Annotated in this window: 15 protein-coding genes; 3 read left to right on the forward strand and 12 right to left on the reverse strand. The window is 74.2% G+C overall.

Annotated features, from left to right (window positions below; genetic code table 11):
- Positions 1 to 5: 5 nt before the first annotated feature.
- The 12 genes from ACZ4D5_RS39880 to ACZ4D5_RS39935 all read right to left on the reverse strand — a co-directional run bounded on the left by ACZ4D5_RS39880 (position 6) and on the right by ACZ4D5_RS39935 (position 13588).
- Positions 6 to 1451 (reverse strand): discoidin domain-containing protein, encoded by a 1446-nt coding sequence (locus ACZ4D5_RS39880; protein WP_467777386.1) that lies wholly within the window; start codon positions 1449 to 1451, stop codon positions 6 to 8.
- Positions 1451 to 2059: a phage tail protein gene (locus ACZ4D5_RS39885; RefSeq protein WP_467777387.1), complete on the reverse strand. Its 609-nt coding sequence runs from the start codon at positions 2057 to 2059 to the stop codon at positions 1451 to 1453. The genes ACZ4D5_RS39880 and ACZ4D5_RS39885 overlap by 1 nt, the downstream gene beginning before the upstream one ends.
- Complete coding sequence (locus ACZ4D5_RS39890) at positions 2056 to 4056, reverse strand: putative baseplate assembly protein (protein WP_467777388.1); 2001 nt, start codon at positions 4054 to 4056, stop codon at positions 2056 to 2058. Before ACZ4D5_RS39890 ends, ACZ4D5_RS39885 begins: the two co-directional genes overlap by 4 nt.
- A gap of 6 nt (positions 4057 to 4062) precedes the next feature.
- Entirely contained in the window at positions 4063 to 4476 is a 414-nt protein-coding gene (locus ACZ4D5_RS39895) for a GPW/gp25 family protein (protein ID WP_467777389.1), read from the reverse strand.
- Positions 4477 to 4491: 15 nt separating this feature from the next.
- A complete protein-coding gene (locus tag ACZ4D5_RS39900; protein WP_467777390.1) occupies positions 4492 to 6411 on the reverse strand; it encodes a VgrG-related protein in 1920 nt (639 codons plus the stop codon).
- Between the two features lie 79 nt (positions 6412 to 6490).
- Complete coding sequence (locus ACZ4D5_RS39905; protein WP_362342003.1) at positions 6491 to 7240, reverse strand: CIS tube protein; 750 nt, start codon at positions 7238 to 7240, stop codon at positions 6491 to 6493.
- A gap of 1 nt (position 7241) precedes the next feature.
- Positions 7242 to 7679, reverse strand: a complete 438-nt coding sequence (locus tag ACZ4D5_RS39910) for a phage tail protein (protein ID WP_467777391.1) — start codon at positions 7677 to 7679, stop codon at positions 7242 to 7244.
- Positions 7680 to 7740: 61 nt separating this feature from the next.
- On the reverse strand, positions 7741 to 10824 hold the full coding sequence (locus ACZ4D5_RS39915) for a hypothetical protein (protein ID WP_467777392.1): 3084 nt from the start codon (positions 10822 to 10824) through the stop codon (positions 7741 to 7743).
- Between the two features lie 70 nt (positions 10825 to 10894).
- A complete protein-coding gene (locus ACZ4D5_RS39920; RefSeq protein ID WP_362342012.1) occupies positions 10895 to 11053 on the reverse strand; it encodes a DUF6760 family protein in 159 nt (52 codons plus the stop codon).
- Complete coding sequence (locus ACZ4D5_RS39925) at positions 11050 to 11487, reverse strand: hypothetical protein (protein WP_467777393.1); 438 nt, start codon at positions 11485 to 11487, stop codon at positions 11050 to 11052. The genes ACZ4D5_RS39920 and ACZ4D5_RS39925 overlap by 4 nt, the downstream gene beginning before the upstream one ends.
- A complete protein-coding gene (locus ACZ4D5_RS39930) occupies positions 11487 to 11930 on the reverse strand; it encodes a phage tail protein (RefSeq protein WP_205040150.1) in 444 nt (147 codons plus the stop codon). Before ACZ4D5_RS39930 ends, ACZ4D5_RS39925 begins: the two co-directional genes overlap by 1 nt.
- A 65-nt stretch (positions 11931 to 11995) precedes the next feature.
- Positions 11996 to 13588: a phage tail sheath family protein gene (locus ACZ4D5_RS39935; protein WP_467777394.1), complete on the reverse strand. Its 1593-nt coding sequence runs from the start codon at positions 13586 to 13588 to the stop codon at positions 11996 to 11998.
- Positions 13589 to 14084: 496 nt separating this feature from the next.
- On the opposite strand from ACZ4D5_RS39935, the gene ACZ4D5_RS39940 reads away from it, so the two are divergent.
- The 3 genes from ACZ4D5_RS39940 to ACZ4D5_RS39950 all read left to right on the forward strand — a co-directional run bounded on the left by ACZ4D5_RS39940 (position 14085) and on the right by ACZ4D5_RS39950 (position 20420).
- Entirely contained in the window at positions 14085 to 17306 is a 3222-nt protein-coding gene (locus tag ACZ4D5_RS39940) for an AfsR/SARP family transcriptional regulator (protein WP_467777395.1), read from the forward strand.
- A gap of 112 nt (positions 17307 to 17418) precedes the next feature.
- The gene (locus ACZ4D5_RS39945; protein ID WP_467777396.1) at positions 17419 to 19026 is read left to right on the forward strand and encodes a peptidoglycan-binding protein; all 1608 of its coding nucleotides are present in this window, start codon (positions 17419 to 17421) and stop codon (positions 19024 to 19026) included.
- Positions 19027 to 19031: 5 nt separating this feature from the next.
- The gene (locus ACZ4D5_RS39950) at positions 19032 to 20420 is read left to right on the forward strand and encodes an RICIN domain-containing protein (RefSeq protein ID WP_467777397.1); all 1389 of its coding nucleotides are present in this window, start codon (positions 19032 to 19034) and stop codon (positions 20418 to 20420) included.
- Positions 20421 to 20545: the final 125 nt, after the last annotated feature.

The following is a 20545-nucleotide window of genomic DNA, read 5'->3' on the forward strand; positions in this document are numbered from 1 at the left end:
CGCCGCTACTGCCCGGTCGACCGGCCGAAGAACTCCAGCTCGGCGATGGCCACCTGGCGGTCCTTGCCGGCGCCGTAGGCGGAGCGCAGGACAAGGCGTGCGGTCACCGCGTCCCGTACGCGTACGTCGATCTTCTGTACGCCGCCGTCGTTGATCCGGCGGTGCATGGTGTGCTCCTTGCCCGACGAGTCGCTGACCACCAGGTCGAACTCCATGGGCCTCGCCTGCTCGGCGGCCTGCGCGGTGCGGGGCGAGGTGCCGGGCGTGATCAGGAGGTTGAGCAGGTCGGTGGGCTGGCCGAAGTCGGCCTGGATCCACTGGCCCGCCGAGTCGCCCGCGTAGCCCGTTCCCCACCAGGTGTTGGAGTAGCCGTCGAAGGCGAGCTTGGCCGCCTGCTTCGGGGCGGCGTGCGAGGCGCTGTAGTCGGTGGGGTGGACGGGGACCCGCTTGGCGAAGTGGTCCTGGACGGCGCGGGCGGCCGGCGGCCCGCCGAAGATGCCGCCGACGAGGAGCCCCGCGACCACCGCGATGCCCACGGCGCGGGCGATCCAGCGGGTGCGGTCGCGGTGCAGGCGGGGCCGCTGTCCCGCGTACGGGCCCTCGGCGGTGGCGGTGGCGGAGTCCTTGAGGGGGATCGCGCAGCTGCGGCAGAAGTGCCGACGTGGGGCGTTGGGCGACCCGCAGCTCGGGCACGGCATGCCGGCCTCGGGCTCGGCGGGCACGGCGGCCTGCCGCACGCGGGGCCGCGCGGCCTCGGGCCTGCCCGGCAGCACACTGCCCGGCGTCTCCGGCGGCGCGACGGCATCGGAGGCCTCGGGCACGGGCACGAGGAGGGAGCGGATGGCGGTGTCGGAGGAGGAAGGGGAAGAGGACGAGGGGGAGGGAGAGGAGTGCGGCGGGGCCGCGCTTCCGTGCGCGGCCGAACCCGACGCCGCCCCCGACGCCGACGGCAACGGGACGGTGGTGTCGGCGGGAGCGGAGGGTTGCCGGGGAGCGATCGGCTGGTGGGAGGCAGCGGCTTGCCGCGGCGCGTGGTGCTGCTGCGGGGACGTCGTCGTACCGGCGGGGCCGGAGCCGTTCTCGGAACCGGAGCCGTTCCCGGAACCGGAGCCCGAGGCGGCGCCGAAGTCGGCTCCCGCGCCGGAGCCGAAGCCGGACGCCGCACCCGAGCCCGCGGGTTCCGAACCGGGAGCGGGGCCGAAGCCCGGACCCGGGTTCACGGCAGCGCCCGGGCCGGAGTCAGGGCCGGAGTCCGGGGCGGCCGGAGCCGAAGGCCCCGAACCGCCCGTCGCCGCGGGGCCCCCGGGGTTCGCCGCCGGGGTGTCCCAGCGGAGGAACGCGCCGCAGGAGCCGCAGAAGGACTGGCCCTGCTGGCGGACGGGCGTTCCGCATTCGGGGCAGGGAGCCTTGGGGGACGAGGAGTTGGTGCGTGCGTCGGGCTGCTCAGGCATCACTGGGTTCCTTCAGGGGAGGACGTGGCGACCACCTCGGCCGTGAAGGGGAGGTGTGCGGGACGTGCGGCCGCGACGACGGACCGCAGGCGGTGCGGGTCCACCGCGGCCGGGTCGGGCACGCGCAGGGTGACGTGCAGGGAGGGGTGCGGCGAGCCGGGGAAGCCGCCGAGCGGACGCGCGGACCAGGTCGCGCCGCCGCTCTCGGTCATCTCCGGGCGTACGCCGAAGGCGAGTTCGACGGCGGCGGAGAGCCCGCGGCGGGTGCCGCGGACGCGGTGCAGGGCGATGGCGGAGCCCACCGCGTGGCGGCGCAGCCAGAGCTGCTCGGTGCCGTCCAGCTCCGTGCCGACCCAGTCCGTCAGCCAGTCGACGAAGTCCTCGGGCGCCAGGGAGGGCGTGAAGTACGCCTCCAGGCAGTCCAGGACGGTGAAGACGGGGGCGAGCACGACGTCCAGACCGGAGACGAATCGCTGCGCGAAGTCGTCGTCCGCGAAGACGGCGGGCAGCTGCTCCCCGAGTGGATGGGCGGAGGGCAGCAGCGGCACCGTGCCCCGCCGCGTCACCTGTGCCGTCTGTGCCGTCTGTGTCGTCTGTGCCGTCGTCATCGCGCCTCGATCACACGGACGCGGTGGTCGAAGGGGAACAGGAGCGCGGAGGGGGCGAGTTCGATGCGGTCGGTGGCGTCGCCCCTGCGGGCGGTGAGCGGGTCGGCCGGGTGGAGGAGGACCTCGTCGACCAGCTCCACGCCGGGCACCCGCTGCAGCGCGGCGAAGATCTCGCCGGAGCGCAGAGGGCGCCCGAACGGCCAGCCCTCGCCGTGCGCACCGCCGGTCAGCGGGTCCAGGTAGGCGTAGAGCGCGTCCAGGGCGTCGGCCCGTACCTTCTCCGCCTGGGCGGCGCGGAAGGAGTGGAGCGTGGCGACGACCGTGACGCCCTGGTAGAACGGCGGGCCGACCGCGAGCCGGGTGCCGATCGGCCGGCGGTCGTCGAGGAAGTGCGTGACGCGGGAGAGGAGTTCCTCGCCCGGGACGAGCTGCTCGAAGCGGAGCCTGCCGCCCCGGTCGGACACGGCCTGCGGGACGACCAGGACCCGGACCGCGTTCTCGCCGGCCTCGGACGAGTCCGCGGCCAGGCAGTGGATGCGGGCCGTCTCCGGCGCCGCGCGGCGCGCCAGTTCCTCGTAGTCGCGCGCCGTCACGGCCCGCTCCTGCGCGCGCAGCGCGATCGGCGCGCGGACCTTCGCCTCCTCGACCGTCTCGCCGTCGACGCCGCCGCGCGCCGCCTCACGGTTCTCCACCCGGGCGACGTACGGAATGGAGCTGCGCAGCACCTGGATGGCGCCGCGGGCCACGTTGCCCGCCCGCCCGCCGCCCGTGCGGTAGCGGGACGCGCGGATCGCCGCGCCCTTGGCGGGCACGGAGCCGAACTGCCGCAGCGAGCCGTCCGGTTCACGCACCGCGGGACCGAACGCGATCTCGCCGGTCGCCGCGTCCAGGGTGACGTGGCGGTCGTAGGGGCCGGAGGACGCGAAGTCGTCCACGACCTTCCACTGCTCCCAGCCCGTGCCGTCCTCGAAGTCGCCGTCGCCGGAGCCCTCCGCGCCCGTCGGGTCCTCCGAGATCTCCAGGACCAGCGGCGGCCGGTCGGCGACCACCGGCGCCTGCGCCAGGCGGACGCGCTGGCCGGGCACGCCCGTGGACTCGCCGAGGAGTTCGTCGCGTACGACATCGGCGTGCGCGACGGCGGTCGTGCCGCCGATGGTGAACGCGGACGCGGCCCGCACGGTCGGCGACGCGCTGTAGAACGGCTGGCCCTGCTTGGCCTCCACGACCCGGCAGCGCACCCAGCCCGCGTCCTGCCGCCCGATGCGCGAGACGAGGTGCCCGGCCGGGATGTGCAGGACGACGTCGCCGGGCCGGTTGAGGCCACCGGTGGAGTCCTCCTCCACCTCGCACGCGGTCCAGCCCTCCGCCGTCCACGCCTCCCAGACCAGCGGCGGCTGGCGCGGGTCCACGCCCACGCCGTCCACCCGGCTGTCCAGCTGCAGCACGGCCGCGCAGCGCGGCACCGCGGCGCTCAGCCCGAACAGGAGCGTGTCCCCGGGCCGCGGGGACTGGGCGAACACCGAGACGTCGTTCCCGCCGAAGACGTCCTGCCCGCAGTCCTGCGGCGTGCCGCCCGCCTCCTGCCGCAGCACGGACTCCAGCTCGCAGGGCACCACCGTCAGGTCCGCCTCGGTCGCGAAGGCCACCGCCTCCTCGTTCTCGGTGCGGCTGGTCGCGACCTCCGTGCCCGAGGGCAGGACGACCGGCTCGGGCTGCGGCGCGGACAGCCAGAACGTGACGTCCGCGCGGGCCGGTGAGGGCGGGAAGAGCGTGACGCCGAGCAGATCGAGGAAGGCCAGGTGGTTCTTCTCCGGCACGCGGTTGAGCCGGTAGACGATCTGGTCGGCCATGTGCGCGACCGCCTCGACGAGGGTGACACCCGGGTCGGAGACGTTGTGATCGGTCCACTCCGGGCAGCGCTGCTGGATGTGGCGCTTGGCGTCGTCGACGAACTGCTGGAAGCGCCGGTCGTCGAGATGGGGGGCGGGCAGGGCCATCGGACTTCAGACTCCGCTCTCGGATTCCGCGGACGGGATCACATAGAAGGGAAAGACGAGACTGCGCGGGTTGTTGGTGCCGCGCACGCTGTAGCTCACGTCGATGAACAGGACGGACGGGTCGTCGGGCGCCGGGCTCACCTCGACGTCGATGACCTCGATGCGCGGCTCCCAGCGGTCGAGCGAGGTCCGCACCTCGTACCGGATCCGGCCCGCCGTCGCCTCGTTGACCGGCGCGAACACCAAGTCGTGCACGGCACAGCCGAACTCGGGCCGCATCGGCCGCTCGCCCGGCGCGGTGGCGAGCACGAGCCGGATCGACTCCTCGATCTCGCGCTCGCGCCGGGCAAGGGCGATGCCGCCGCCCGCGTCCGTGCGCAGCGGAAACGTCCAGCCCGCGCCGACGAACTGCTCACTCATGTCTGTCGCCCCCCCCTAGAACGGAATGCCGTTGCGCAGGACGGCCGGTGCGCTCAGCGCGACCGTGGCCGGCGAGCTGATGGCCGCCGCGGCGCCCGCGTTGACGGCCACCGCGCCGACCGCGCCGACAGTGACCGCGCCGACCGAGTTCACCGCGATCGCGCCCGCCGACTTGAGGCTGACGGCGCCGGTCGCGTTGATGTCCGCCGCGCCGCCCGCGGCGACGCCGAACTTCGCGCCCGCCTTGATGTCCACGGCCCCGCCCGCGCTCATGGTCAGCGAGCCGCCGGCGGTCAGCGACAGATTGCCGCCCGCCCGGATGCTGACGTTGCGGGTGCCGGTGATGGACACGGAGCCGTCGCTGCGGATGGTCACGCTGGTCTTCGTCTCGTCCATGTGGACGGTCAGGCGGCCGTTGCCGGTCTGCAGCCGAATGCCGCTCTTCATACGGGACTTGGCGTCGACGAGCTCCATGGTGTGGCCGCTGCGCGAGGAGATGGAGCGCCAGTTGACCCGGCCGCTGGTCGGGTCGACCGGCTGCAGCCCGTCCGTGTTGGGCGTCGGCTTGTCCCTGCCGTTGTACAACCCGGCCAGTACGTAGGGGTGTTCAAGGGAGCCCCGGTCGAAGGCGACCAGCACCTCGTCGCCCACCTCGGGCAGCATCAGGCCGCCGCCCCGCACGCCGCCCAGCTGCGCGATGCGGCACCAGTCGCTCTCGTAGGTGTCCGAGAGCCACGGGAAGCGCAGCTTGACGCGGTTCATCCTGAGCGGGTCCTTGGCGTTGCTGACGAGCGCCATGGCGACGCCCGGCATCGGCGGCGACACGTCACCGCCGCCGGAGGCCAGCCCGTACAGCGAGCGGAACTGCCGCCCCGAGACCGTCAGCCAGGTCATGAACTGCCGCCCGGACTCGAAGACATGGCGCACGCCGGTCGCCGTGTACTTCCCCTCGAACGGGAACCCCGCGCCCTTCAGCGCCACCGGCTGCCCCGGCTTCAGGTCCGGGTTGCCGGTGACCGCGACCTCCAGCTCCGCGAAGGAGCCCGCCGCGTCGTCCGCCAACGACTTGGCGGCGTGCGTGACTTGGGCCTGCGTGGTGTACGGGGTCTGCGTACTGGTCAGCTCGGCCTTGCCGAACGGCTGCGAGAGCTGCCCGGGAGTGATGTCGGCGACGATGTCCTTGCTGGTGACGGCGGGGGAGCGGGCCGACAGGGCGCGCTTGGCCCGCATGTCCCAGCCGCGCGCCCCGGCCGCCGCGACCTGCCCCGACGCGGTCACCGCGACCCGGCTGTGCAGCGCGTTGTGCCCGAATTCGAGGACGTACGGGCTCTGGGCCGCGGGCGTCGTGTCGGACGGCGCGCCCGCGGCCGGGGCGAGCTTGGCGAAGCAGAGCTTGCCGTTCTCGTCGAAGGAGAGGTGGGTGTCGTTCTCCTGGGCGAGGCGGGACAGGAAGTCCCAGTCGGTGATGTTGGGCTGCGTGGCCAGCTCGTAGACCGTCGGGGTGGAGTCGATCCTGCCGAGCTTGAGGCTGCTGAGGGAGGCGACGCGGCGCACGATGTCGGAGGCCGTCATGTTCGGGTAGCCCTGCACGCGGCGGTTGCGTAGGAGGCGGTGCCCCGGGTCGTAGCCGCGCACGACGAGGGACTTGCCGCCGCCGTCCGCGTCCACCTCCAGGGCGGTGACCTCGCCGGTCAGCATGGGCTTGCCGCGCACCCCGTCGGTGAACGGGCACAGCACGGCCTTGGCCCCCACCTTGATCTGCGGGAACTTCTCCAGGATGTCCCCGCCCGTGTCGGCGAAGGTCAGCTGGAAGGCGGACGGCACGTTCACGCTGGAGTCCACCCAGCCCTCGACGAGCAGCATGGCGAGCTTGTCCGGCAGCCGGGAACCGCCGATCTCGGCGTGCAGGACGCTGGTGTACGTCTTCTCACTCATCGCGTGTACGTCTTCTTCTCGCTCGGGTTCGCGCTCAGGTACGGGCGCGGATTCTCGCCGGGGTTCTCGCTCCGGTCACTCACGCGGACTCCCCGTGCTCGGGGGCGGAACGGGTCTCGTCGGCCGCGGGCAGCAGCAGCTCGGTGCCGGGTCTCAGCCGCATCGGGTCGTCGATCTCGTTGGCCTCGGCGATCAGCCGCCAGCGGGTGGCGTCGCCGTACTCCCGCCAGGCGAGCGACGCCAGCGAGTCACCGGCGACCGTGCGGTGCACACGGCGTGCGGAGAGCGCGCCCGACGTCGGGTTCTGCCCCTTGGTGGGCATCGCCACCTCGGTGAGCGAGAGCGAACAGGTGGCGCGGATCGGCTCGCCGGTCGGGTTGAACAGGGTGTACGTGGCGCTGACGTTGGTCACGTACGCCACGAACTGCACGGTGTTGAACGACCCCCACGAGAACCGCACCCAAGGCGGCGAAGGGCGCTTGGAGTTGACGCTCTGCGGGGTCACCTCGCAGCAGGACAGGAGCAGTTCGACCTGCTTCTGCACCTTGCCCGCGTTGGGGGTGCCGGAGGAGTCGAGGAAGACCTCCAGCTGGAGCGTGGCGGGCACGGAGCCGGTGAACTTCGGCGGGGCGCCGCGGGTGTAGGCGATCGCGGGCTGCGTGCGCCACTCCGCGGAGCGGGCCATCTGCAGCTGCGTCGGGTTGAACTGGAACTCCACCTCGCCGATCCGCCCGCCCATCGACCCGCCGAGGTCGGTGGGCGGCTGGTGGATGGCGAGCGCGGCGCGCACCAGGCTCGCGCCCGCCTTGCCGCCGGTCGGCGCGGCCATCTCAGGCACCTCCCGCGTCGGTGAAGCCGTGGTGCGCGATCTCCAGGGTCTCGGTCGCCACGGACGGGCTGTCCGGGCTCAGGCTCGGCCCCTGCCAGCGCACCGGAAGCACCTCGACGAGCCCCCACTGCGCGACGACGGAGCCGTCCGCGCGCAGGGCGGCGATCTGGGCGGTGGGCCGCGAGATCCCGGTCGCGATGGACGAGATCCAGGCGGCGACGCGGGAGGTGTCGGCGGTGAGGGGCCGGGTGAGGCGGATGGTGGAGAAGGTCACACGGGTGGGCAGCTGCCAGACGAAGCCGTTGTTGCCGCCCTCCTGGCGCTGCTCGACCTCCACCTCGGAGGAGAGCCCGTCGCAGCCGTTGAACAGACCGAGGTCCTGGCCGTCGATGGTGAGCTTGAAGAAGACGGTGGAGCCGGGGTCCTGTTGCGAGGGCATGGGTTCGTTTCCTGGGCTTCTTGTGGGACGGGGTCGGGTGGCGGGGGATCAGCGGCCGGGATCAGCGGCCGTGGTCGCGGAGCCGGCCGATCCGTTCACGGTCGCTGCGGAGCTCCGCGCGGAGCAGGCGGGAGAGGGGGGCGAGGAGCCGGCGGGCGAGCTCGTCGAGTTCGGAGGGGGCGGATTCGGAGGCGGGGGTGGCGGCGGCCGCGGGGGCGGGGGAGGAGGCCTGGGCGTCGGGCTGCTTCACGGAGGCGGAGGCGGTGGTGGTGTGGGGGCGTGCGGCGGCGGGCGACGGGGCGGGCGCGGGCCGGGGAGCGGTGGCCGCCGCGACGGGCGTGGGCGCGGGTCCGGGGGCCGGCTTGGCCTCGCGGCGTTGGACCGCGGGACGGGTCACGGGACCGGCCGCGGTTCGGGTGGCGGGACCGGCCGCGGTTCGGGCCGCGGTCTGAACGGGAGGGCGCCCGGGGGAGGGCAGGGGACGTGCGGGTCCCGAGCCTGGCTTGCCGAGCGGTACGACGACGGGGGCGGCGGATGCGCTGGTGGCCGCCCCGGCACCCGCTCCCGGCGCCGCTGCCACCGGCTGCTGGAGCGGTACGGGGGTGGGAGGGGGTGCCGGGGCGGAGCCTTGCCGCCCGGGAACGGACACGGGCCCCGCTCCTCCGGCCGCCGCCGAGGTCTGGACCGTCAGTCCTCGGGACGGCGCCAGGGGGCGAGGGCGGGCGACGCCGGGTTCGGCGGCGGGGGTCCGGTAACTGCCGGGCGCGACACGGCGGTTGAGCGGGACGACGGGGAGGGGCTGCTGAGGTCGCTGCGGCTGCGGGGGCTCCTGGGCGCGCACGGGTTCGGGGGCGGGCCCGGGGTCGGGCGCGGGGGCGGTGACAGGGGCGACGGGCGGGAGTGCGGTCGGCGACAGGGCGGGGGGCGACGGGACGGGAGGTGTGGCGTCCCCGGCTGTCGCCTTCTGGACAGGGGGGAGCGGGGCGCCGATCGGCGACCGGCGCGGACCGCCCTGCGGCCCGCTCTGTGACGCGGGTCCCGGCGGGGTGGCGGACTGCTGGCCCAGGGGCTGGCCAAGTCCGGTGCGGGGGCGGCCGGTTGGCGTGGTGCCGCCTTCCGGCGCGCGCCGGACCCTGCGTACGTGAGGCCGCCGCTGTACGGGTTGGACGGGGGAATCCGCCCGCACAGCGGCGGGGTTCGGTGCTGCCGCGGGAGCGGCAGGCGCCCCCGGGCCGGTGGGGGAAACCGGCCCGGGGACATCGGTGGGCCGGACGCGGGTCGTGGCGTCCGGTTCGGTGGGGGTGGCTTGAGTGGCTTGGGAGGGGACGCCGCCGCTGCTCGCGGCAGGCGCCTTCCCCACGGGGAACAGCTGCCGCTGCGGTACGACGGCGGGCGTCGCCGCCACGAGCGGAGAGCGCCGCGCGGCGGGCGCGGGCTGCACCACGGGTACGCCGGGGGAGCCCGCCCCGGCGTCCGTGCCCTCGCGTCGGCGCGGCACGACCGGGGTCACGGAGCGCTGGACGGCGGGGCGTTCGCCTCCGGCCGGGGCGGCGGGAGCGGGAGCGGCCACGTCCCGGGTGCCGACGAGCGGTGCCGTGGTGGTGTCGGCTGCGGTCGAGGAGGACTCCGTACGCGTACGGGGCCGGGGGCGCGGCGCCTGCCCGCCGCCGAGCGGGGCTTGCGGAGCCGTCGTGCCGTGCGCGGGCACGGCGGCGCGCGGAGCATCCGCCCCTGAGGGCGGCGTCGAGGCGCCGAGCAGAGGCTTGTCGGCGCTTGCACGGCCGGGCTTCTCGCGACCGGCCTGAGCGACGGCACGCTGGACGGGCTCGCCGGCTCCGGCGTCCGGCTTCGTCGACTTCCCCGACTCCTCCGGTTTCCCCGACGGCCCCGGCTTCGTGCGGGCGCCGGGCGTGGCACCGCCGGGTGCGGTCGACTGCGGAACGGACGTCTCTGGTACGGGAGTTGCCGCGGCGCGCTGAACGGGACGCCCCGCCCCTGCGCTCGGCTTCGCGCTCGGCGCGGAGGGGTGCGGGGCGGCCGTCTCCGGCGCGGGAGTTGCGGCGGCGCGCTGAACGGGCGGTCGGCCCGCACCCGCGCTCGCGGCGGTGGGCGTCGTTCCCTCGGGTGCGGAGGGCCGCGGAACATCCGTACCGGACAGGGGCGCGGTGGTGCCGAGCAGTGGCTTGTCGGCGGGGGAGTCCGCGCGGCTGTCGCGGTCGGACCGCGCGGTACGCCGGACGGGCTGCCCCGCCTCGGCGCCCGGCGCTTCGGGGGTCGTCCCGCCGGGTGCGGAAGACGGGGGAGTGCCCGTCCCTCGTACGGGAGTTGCGGCGGATCGCTGTACGGGACGGTCTGCCTTGGCGCCGGGCTTCGCGTTCGGCGTGGCAGGTGTCGTCGCGCCGGGTGCGGGTGACTGCGGGGCGTCTGCGCCCGGAAGAGGTGCCGTGGAGCCGGGCAGGGGCTTCTCGGCAGGTGATTCCGCCTGGTTCGCACGCTCGGGCTGCGCGGTGGCGCGCTGTACGGGGCGATCCGCTCCGACACCCTGCTTCGTGCCCGCCTCGGCGGCCGGAACGGGTGCCGACTTCGCGCCCGACTTCGCGCCCGGATTCGCGTCCGGAGCCTCGGCGCCGCCCGGCGCGGACGAGCGCCGTCCCACCGTCCCCGACGGCGAGGCCGGTGCCGCCCGTCGACCCGCCGCCCGCTGAACCTCCCGTACGGGAGCCGGTGAACCCGGGGTCTCCTCCGGCTCCGTCTCCCCCTGCCCCCGTACCGGCAGCCGCAGTGACGGCAGGTCGAGGTCGCCGGGGCGGCCCGTCACCGGGGTGAGGACGTCCCGCAGCAGGCCACCGGGGGCCGATGACCGCACCGCGTGGCTCAACTCGCCGCCGAAGGAAGGGTTCTGGTGGGTGGCGAGCGTCGCGCCGAAGCCGTACTCGGCGACCGTACGAGGGGCCGCGAGGACACGCTGCACCGGCGGCACGGCGTTCCACCCGCTCTCGCGGCGCCGCCCGCCCGTCACGTGACCGTCGCCGGAGGAGGCGCCGTCGACAGGGGAGCTCTCCGCACCGGCACCGGCACCCGCCGACCCCGCCGTGTCCGGCGCCGCGTCACCGCGCGACCCCCGTCGCCACCTGAACAGACCCATCACTTACCTCGACTCACTCACCGACCTGTCGACTCACCGACTCACCGACCCGCCCACGCGCATCTCGCGCTCACTGCCTCGCCTCCGCCTGCTCCACCAACGTGGCGGTCCGCGCCACGTACGCGCGCCGGTCCGCGTGTTCGAGGTCGAGGATGTCGTCCATGCCCCAGTGGAAGTGGTAGGCGAGGTACGCGACTTCCTCCTCGATGCGGTCGGCGGCGTACGTCACGATTCCCCCAGGCGGCTCCCGGCCAGCTCCACCTCGAAGGACTCCTCGCAGTGCGGACAGGCCACGGCCGCGCGGGTGTGGCCCTCCGCATTGATCTGCCGGTAGAAGTCCTGCAGGAAGGCCAGGTCGGAGGCGAACATGTTCTCCACCGTGCCGTCGTGGACGGAGCCGAGCGTGCCGAGCCGGGTGATGACCCGGCCCAGGAGCACGACCGACAGATAGGCCGGGTTCTCGCGCACCCGCACGTCCCGCAGCGGGACGAGCTCGTCGCGCGCCGTCGCCAGACGCATCGCGCCGTTGCGGTGCACGGTGCCGGACTCGTCGACGTACCCACGGGGAAGCTCGAACTCGAACTCCGTGCGCAGGGGTTCGCGCCCGACTGCCGTGTCCACGGCGCTCGGGGCGCTCGCCCCCGCCGGGCCTTCGCGCCGCATTATTCGATGACCAGCTCTTCGAAGACGATGGTGACCTGCTCGGTCAGCGCGGCCGCGTCGCCCGCCTTGACCCCGCTGGTCTCCACCTTGCTGCACCAGGCGTTGCGCAGGTTGTACCGCTTCACCGGGCTGTTCTGGTAGTCCATCATCATGATCGTCGCGTTCTTGCGCGCCGAACCCATGTCGCCCGCGATGGACTTGTTGATCCACTCGCTGAAGACGGGGCTCTGCGTCATGCCGCGCGTGACCGTGCACTCACCGGCCTTCTTCACGCCGGGCATCTTCTTCACGACGGGCTTGCCGTCCGCCGAGACCTGCTGGTACTCGATGACGTCCTGCTCCATGGACAGGCCGCTGACCTCCTGCAGGTACTCGACCATGACGCCGTCGATCTGCAGGCCGAAGTTGTGTGTGGTGAGCGCGTCACCGGGCTGAAGGGACAAGGGAGTTCTCTCCTGTACTGCTGGATCCTGCGGTTACGTGCGTAGGGGATGGCGTCCTTCGTCGACTACTCCTCCAGCTCGCCGCCCCCGCCGGAGAACTGCGCGAGCCGGAAGACCACGAACTCGGCGGGCTTGACCGGCGCGATGCCGATCTCGCAGACGACCCGGCCGACGTCGACCGACTCCGGCGGGTTGGTCTCCTCGTCGCACTTCACGTAGAAGGCGTCCTCGGGGCGCTGGCCGAACAGGGCGCCCGAGCGCCACTCGTTGACCAGGAACGCCGAGACGTTGCGCCGGATGCGGGCCCACAGGGCGTGGTCGTTCGGCTCGAAGACCACCCACTGGGTGCCCACGAGGATGGACTCCTCGAGGTAGTTGAAGTAGCGGCGCACGTTCAGGTAGCGCCAGGCCGGGTCGGACGCCATCGTGCGCGCGCCCCAGATCCTGATGCCGCGGCCCGGGAAGGCGCGGATGCAGTTCACGCCGATCGGGTTGAGCAGGTCCTGCTCGCCGCGCGTGATCTGCAGCTCCAGGTCCACGGCGCCGCGCACGATCTCGTTGGCGGGCGCCTTGTGCACACCGCGCTCGGCGTCGTTGCGCGCCCACACGCCGGCCATGTGACCGGACGGCGGCACGATCACGGACTGGCCGGACGCCGGGTCGAAGGACTTGATCCAGGGGTAGTAGAGCGCGGCGTAGCGCGAGTCGTAACCCGCGAGCTCCTGCCGCCACTGGCGCACCTGGCGGGCGTTGAGCGACGGCGGCGGGTCGATGATGGCCATCCGGTCGCCCATGAGCTCGCAGTGCGAGATGAGACCGAGCTGGACCGCCTTGACCTGCTCCTCGTCGATGAGGCCCTGCTGGTAGGCGGCCATCAGGTCGGGCACCGCCACCATGTTGACCTCGTCGAGGGCCTCCAGGCCGCCGAAGCCGGTGCGGTCCGCGGAGTCGCCGATGAACTGGGCGGTCTCGACGCGGGCCACGGCGCCGTTGGACGCGGGCACGGCCGGGGCGGCGGGCGCGGGGGCGGGCGGCGCGAGCGTCACGGTCTGCGCGTCGGGCCTGGCCAGCTGCGCGCCCGTCGCGGCCTCCTCCAGGACGATCGCCTTGGAGCGCTGCTTGACCTGGGTGACGACGTAGTTGCGCGCGGTCTTCTTCGCGCTGACGTCGAAGCTCTCGACGACCTTCTCGCCGTCCTTGACGATCAGCTTGAAGCGGTCGGCGGCGGCCTCGCCCTCGCCGTCCTGCACCTCGACGGTGAGCGCGCCGCCGTTCGTGCTGCCCGCGGCGATGGCGGCGACCTTGAAGCCGCCGAGCGCGACCGGCTCGCCCGCGGTCAGCTGCTTGGGCGCCTCGGCGGCGGCGGGCGCCGCGGCGGCCGGCTCGCTGCCGTCGCTGCCGCCGACGCGCACGACGTACGCGGCGCTGCCGCCGTTGTTGAAGAAGCCGTACACCGAGTGCGCCAGGTAGTACCCGTCCGTGAACTCGCCGAACGCGGCCACGTACTGCGACCAGTTGGTCACCAGCGTGGGCTCGTTGAGCGGCCCCTGCGGCGCCAGACCGACGAAGGCCGCGACGGACGTGCCGACCCCCTCGATGGGCCGCGAGCCGCTGGCGACTTCCTCGATGTAGACGCCGGGGGACAGGTAGCTGGGCATGTTCTGGTTTCTCCTTGCGAGGGCGGGACCGTGGGCCGCGCGCCGGCGGGACCGCGCGCCGTCGTACGGAATCGACGATGTCCCATGGGCGAACCGGCGAGTAGAGACGGACGGACGCAGCGGAGGGCAGACCGCACTGCCCCTTCGGCCACCGTCGGGCGGCGGCCCCGTGCCGAGCCGTCCCCAGGGGATCATCGACGCCGCGCGGACGGCTCCCCAGGGGCGCGGGGGCGTGCCCGGGGGCAGAGCGGACTGCCCCAACGGCCATGGCGGCGGAGCGTTTTCCCGTACTCGGCCGAATGTGACCGCTCCGTGGCGCATATGCCCCGCACCGCCGCTCATCACCGTCAATACCTGGTCAAGTGGGTGGCGCAAGTTGCCCACGCGTGACGGGCGACCGGTGGTGCTGACGTAACGTTTGGTTCGTACGGACATGCGCGTTCCGTACGAACGGGCACTGCGCGGTGCGTGATGGGGCAAGGGGTACGGGCTGACAATGCTGGGCGACACGGGCGGCGATCCGGGCCGGGGCGGCGAGTGGGGAGCCGGCCAGGAGCACCCGGGCGGGGCACTGTGGTTCCAGGTGCTCGGACCGATGCGTGCCTGGCTGGACGGCAGGCCCCTCACGCTCGGACCCCCGCAGCAGCGCGCCACCCTGGCCGCGCTGCTGCTGCGCGAAGGGCACCCGGTCTCCGCGTCGGAGCTGGTGGACGCGTTGTGGGGCGAGGAGCCCCCGCCGCGCGCGGTCGGCGCCCTGCGGACGTACGTCTCACGCCTGCGCACCCTCATCGAACCGGACCGCCGCGCCCGCGAACCCGCCAGGATCCTGGTCTCGGCGGGCGACGGATACGCCCTGCGGGTGCCGCGCGAGGCCCTCGACGCCTGCGAGCTGGAGGACCGGGTGGCCGCCGCGCGCCGGATGCGCGGGGCGGGGGAACACGCGTCCGCGCACATCGAGTTGTCCGCCGCGCTCGCCCTCTCGGACGGCGCCCCGCTGGCCGGTCTGCCGGGCCCTTACGCCCGGCGTCAGCGGGACCGGCTCACCGAACTGTCCGTCACCGCCCAGGAGGAGCTCTTCGCCTGCGCCCTCGAACTGGGCCGCCACGGCGAGACGACCGCCTCCCTGAGCGTCTTCGCCGCCGAGCACCCGCTGCGCGAGCGCGCCCAGGCCCTGCTGATGCTCGCCCTGCACCGCGGCGGCCGGCGCGCGGACGCCCTCGCCGTGTACGAGGCCACCCGCCGCACGCTCGCCACCGAGCTCGGCGTCGACCCCGGCAAGGAACTCACCACGCTGTACGAGACGCTGCTCAGGGGCGAGCGTGTACCGGCCGCGGCCGCGGCCACGCCCCGCGTCGGCGAGCAGCGGCGCCGCGCACCCGCACGGCAGGACCTCGGGCACGGGCCGCCGCGGCCGCGGTCACAGCCGCTGCCGAAGGCGGGCTCCGCGCAGGCGCGGGACGTCGTGGCGGCGACCGTCGGCCGCGCCAGGCCCGCCCCCGTCCTGCACCCGGCGGCCCCTCTCGTCCCCGCCCAACTCCTCCCGGACGTACCCGACTTCGCGGGCCGCGAGACGGAGGTCGACCTGCTGACCCGGACGCTGCGCACCGCCGCGTCCGGCAGCGCGATGGCCGTCGCCACGCTCACCGGCCTCGGCGGCGTCGGCAAGACCGCCCTCGCGGTGCACGCCGCGCACGCCCTGCGCGATCAGTTCCCCGACGGACAGCTGTACGTGGACCTGCGCGGCGCGGACCCGGCGCCCGGTGTCGACAGCGGCAGCGCGCTCACCGGCTTCCTGCGCGCCCTCGGCGTACCCGAGAAGGCGGTGCCCGACGGCCTGGAGCAGCAGACGGCCCTGTACCGCTCGCTCCTGGCCGGGCGCCGCGTGCTCGTGTTCCTCGACAACGCGCGCGACACCGCCCAGGTGCGTCCCCTGCTGCCCGGCACCCCGGGCTGCGCGGTGCTGGTGACCAGCCGCTCGCGGACCATCGCGCTGCCCGGCGCGCGCCTCGTCGACGTCGAGATGATGGACGAGCCGCAGGCGCTCGGCCTGCTCAGCGCCATGGTCGGCGCCGATCGCGTGACCGCCGAACCGGCCGCAGCCCGCGAACTGGTCGCCATCTGCGGCGGGCTGCCGCTGGCCGTCCGCATCGCCGCCGCCCGCATCGCCGCGAGGCCGGGGCGCCCCGTCGCCGACCTCACGGACCGGCTGCGCGACGAGCGCCGCAGGCTGGACGAGCTGCGCGTGGACGACCTCGGCGTCGAGGCCACCTTCCGGCTCGGGTACGAGGCCCTCGACGAGGGCCTGGCCCACGCCTTCCGCGTGGTCTCGCTCTGCTACATGCCGTCGTTCTGCCGGGGGGCCGCGGCCGCGCTCCTCGACACCGGCGACGAGGAGGCGGAGACGGCCCTTGAACGCCTGGTCGACGCGGGCCTCGTGGAGCCGCACGGCGAGGACCGCTACCGCTTCCACGACCTGGTCAGGCTCTTCGCGCGCCGGCAGTGCGAGCGCCACGAGAGTGCCCGCGAACGCGCCGACGCACGGCTGAGGTTCCTCGACTACGTCCTGGCCACCGTCGTCACCGCGATCCGCCGCACGAAGCCGAACAGCGTGCTGCCCGAACTGCTGCACCGGCCCGCGTCCGCAGGCAAGGCGCTGCCGGACGAGGCCGCCGCGCACGACTGGCTGGTCGTCGCGCACAGCCGGCTGTACGCGGCCGCGGAGAACGCGCTGCAGCACGTCTGCGACCCGGCGGACGACGCCACCGGCACGCCCTCCGGCGGCCCGCCGGGCCTGCGCCCCACCGTCGACCTGCTCACCGCCTGGTCCCACCTCGTGGTCGGCACCGCACGCCACCGCGACCTGGAGCCCCTCGCCGAACTCGCCCTGAGCACCGCGCGCGAGCACGGCGACAACCGGGCCGCGGCCCGCGCGCTGCGCCTCCTCGGCGCCCCGCACTACGGCACCGAGACATACGGTCGCGCCGAGCGCGCCCTGCGCGAGAGCCTGCGCCTCGCCGAGGCCTGCGGCGACCCGCTGGTCGGTGCCGAGGGCAGCCACGAGCTGGGCATCGTCCTCATGGGCACGGGCCGCCACGAGGAGGCCCTCGAGCAACTACGCCTCGCGTACGACCGGTTCGGCGCGCTCGGCGGACACGGCGACCGGATCCGCATCCTGTCCCACATGGCCCGGGTGTACGTCGCCATCGGCCGGCCCACGGAGGCGGACGCCGCCCTGGCCCGCGCGATGAGCCAGGCACGGCAGTCGGGCAGCACGACCACCCTCGCGCACGTCCTCTACCAGGCGGGCTGCACCCTGCTGGGGGCCGGCAGGGCGGCCGGGGCCGCGGACCTGCTGCGCGAGGCGCAGCGGCTGCACGGCCGCTCCCACAACCCCCGCTGGGAGGCGCTGTGCTGGGCCCGCCTCGCCTACTGCGAACTGGAGCAGGAGCGCCCCGGGGAGGCGATGGACTGCGCGGACGCGGCGCTGGCCGTCGAGGGCGAGCTGGGCGACGCGTTCTGCCACGCCCTCGCGATGGCCGCGCGCGGCCGTGCTCTCCTCGCCCTCGGCGACCCCGACCGGGCGAGAGCGGCCCTGCGGATCGCGCACCGCGTGATGGAGCGGCGCGGCGCCATGGAGGCGGCGGAGATCGCCGCGCTCCTGACGGAACGGGAGCCGCGCCCGGGCGCGTCGAGCCCCCTGCTCTCGGCGCGCGGCTGAGCCGCGGCAGGGCCGCGCGTCAAGTGGCCCGTACGAGAGGGCAGTCAGGGCTGCCCCCGGGGCCGCCCTTTCGTACAAGGAGGAAGGCCGTGGCGGGCTCTACCGTGCCCGTATGACGTGGTGGAACTCCCTGGACCCGGCCGCGGTGACCGTTGATCCTGGTGGCAGCGCCACCGTGCGGCTCCGTGTGCGCAACACTGGTGACACGGTCGAGGAGTACCGACTCTCCGTGATCGGCGCCCCCTCGGGCTGGTCCCGCGTCGAACCGGAGGTACTGCGGCTCTACCCGGGCAGCGAGGCCACGGCCGAGATCTCCTTCGCACCGCCCCGCTCACCGGACGCCGCGGCGGGTCCCACGCCGTTCGGCGTCCGCGTCGAGCCCCGTGAACACCCCGAGGCCCACGACGTCGTGGAGGGCCAGGTCACCGTCGCGCCCTTCTCGGAGATCCGGGCCGAGCTGCTGCCGCCCACCATCGTCGGACGCTTCCGCGGCCGGGCCTCCATCGCCGTGGACAACCTCGGCAACACCCAGCTGACCGCGTCCCTCACCGTCCGCGACGACGCCGACCGGCTGACCTTCGACACCGACCCCACCCGCATCCAGGTCGACCCGGGGCGGGCCGCGTTCGCGAAGGTCACCGTCCGGCCGCAGCAGGTGCGGTGGACCGGGCAGGGGCAGGCCCACCCGCTCACCGTCTCCGTGCGCCGCTCCGGCGACGAGCGCGCCCACGAACTGCCGGGCAGCTTCGACCAGCGTCCGGTCCTGCCGCGCTGGCTGCTCACGCTCGGCGGCGTCCTCGCGGCGCTGGCCGTGGCGTGTGTGGTCCTCTGGTTCTCCTACGCGCCCAAGTTCAACGGCTCGGCCCGCGAGAACCTGGCGGCGGCCGAGCCCGACACCGCGCCGCAGGGCGGCGGCAAGGACAAGCTCGCGGACGCCCCGCCGCCGCCCAAGGAGAAGGCGGGCGGTGGTGGTGACGACGACCTGATCGGCGACGACGGGGGCTCCGGCGACGCGGCGGACCAGGGCGGATCCGGCTCCTCCGGTTCCAAGGACGGCGGCTCGTCCGGCGGAGGCGGTGGCGGCGACCGCGCGGGGAGACCGGCATCCGACGGCGGCGACCCCCGCTCGGGCCCGCCCTGGCGGCGCGGCTACGAGCGGGACGTCGTGGTCGAGTACGCCCAGCGCCGCCTCGCGGCCCTCGGCCCGAAGAACGACTGCACGCTCACCGGCGACTACACCCCAGGCGTCATCGACGCCAACACCGAGGCAAAGTTGATCTGTTACCAGAAGGCCGTGATCCGTACCGGCCAGCACTCCGGAAACAACACCGCGCAGATATTCAGGACCGACGACGAGGGCGAGCTCGGCAGGGCCACCCTCACGTCGCTGTGGGCGCAGGGCATCCGGCCCGACGACGTCAGCTCCGGCGTCCGGAGCTGGGAGGTCGTGCAGCTGGAGGCCGCGTTCTGGTGGGCCTCACAGGCCGGTATCAGCGACAAGGACCTGGACCGCGACCGCGTCTACGCGAAACACGGCGTCGCCTACTTCAAGAACGACCGCACCGCGCCCGTCACGGCCAGGTACGGCAGCAGCCTGGCCGGCCACATCAAGGACTACCAGGCCTCCGTCGGCCTCCCGGCGACCGGTGTCGCCGACAGCAAGACCCTCCAGGCGCTCGTCGGCGGCAGCGTCACCAACCCCGGCGTGAAGGGGCGGTGAGCGGCATGTGGACCGCACTCGAACCCACCGCGACCAGCGTCGAGCCCGGCGCCACCGCGAGCGTACGGCTGCGCGTGCGCAACACCGGCGACACCGTCGAGGAGTACCGCCTGCAGGTGGTCGGCGCCACGGCGGGCTGGGCCCGCGTGGAGCCCGACGTCCTGCGCCTGTACCCGGGCGCCGAGGCCACCGCGGAGGTGCAGTTCGCGCCGCCGCGGACCTCGGACGCGCAGGCGGGCCCGACCCCCTTCGGCGTGCAGGTGCGGCCCCGCGAGACGCCGCACACCGCGGACGTCGTCGAGGGGCAGATCACCGTGGGCCCCTTCGCCGAACTCCGCACGGAACTCCTGCCGTTGATCGTGCGCGGCCGGCTGAGCGCCAAGGCGTCCGTCGCCGTCGACAACCTCGGCAACCAGCAGCTGACGGCCTCCTTCTCCGGCCGGGAGAACGGCGAGGAGCTGGAGGTCGAGGCCGATCCTGGCTCGGTCCAGGTCGCCCCGGGGCGGGCCGGCTTCGCGGACCTGCGGCTCAAGCCCGGCGCGGTCAGCTGGGTCGGCGGCACCACCAAGCACCCCTTCACCGTCTCCGTGCTCAGGGCCGGGGTGCCCGAGCCGGTGGAGCTGCGCGGCACGTACGTGCAGCCGTCGGTGATCCCGCGCTGGGCGATGGCGGTCCTCTCGGTCCTCGTCGCGCTGGCCGTGGCGTTCGCCGTGGTGTGGTTCCAGCACAAGCCGACCATGGCCACGCAGGCCAGGGAGAAGCAGGGCAAGCAGCAGCAGCTCCCGCAGGGCGACGGCATGAAGGAAGCACCGAGCGCGAAGCCGACCGAGGAGGAGAAGCCGAAGCAGGAGGATCCCCCGCCCAAGGAGGACGGAGGGGGCGGCGGCTCGGACTCCAAGCCGGGCGGCGGTGGCGGAGGCGAGGAGGACGACAAGCCCAAGGGCCCCAAGACGCACACCATCCAGAGCGCCGAGGGCGGCGGCTGGTACCTGGAGGTCAAGCAGGGGAAGACGGAGGACGAGACGTCCGTCGGTCAGAACCCCGCCCTCACGGACGAGTTCGGCAAGAACCAGGACTGGATCCTGCACCACTACCCCGAGTCCGACACCTACGCCCTGGAGCCCGCCAACGCCCCGGGCAAGGTCCTGGACGTGAAGGGCGGCACGAACTACGCCCAGATCTACAGCGCGCCGCCGGAGAACCTCAAGTCCGGCCGGCTGCCCGGCAACCAGAAGTGGAAGCTGGAGAGGCGTCCGGACGGGCTGACCCGCATCGTCTCGGTCGGCTCCGGCGAGTGCCTCGTCGACATGCAGAACGACAAGGGCGCGATCACCTGGCAGTGCGACGACAACAGCAAGGCCATGGGCTGGACGATCTCCGACTGGCCGGAGTGAGCAGACACGTCCAAGGGGAGGGGGGTGGGGGCCCCCGCGGGCGGCGCCCCCCCCCCCCCAGGCGCGGGCCCCCCGGACCGCCACTCGCGGGGCGGGCCGGACCCCCCCCCCACCCCCCCCCCGAG

Source organism: Streptomyces sp. NPDC025651 (assembly GCF_055558735.1).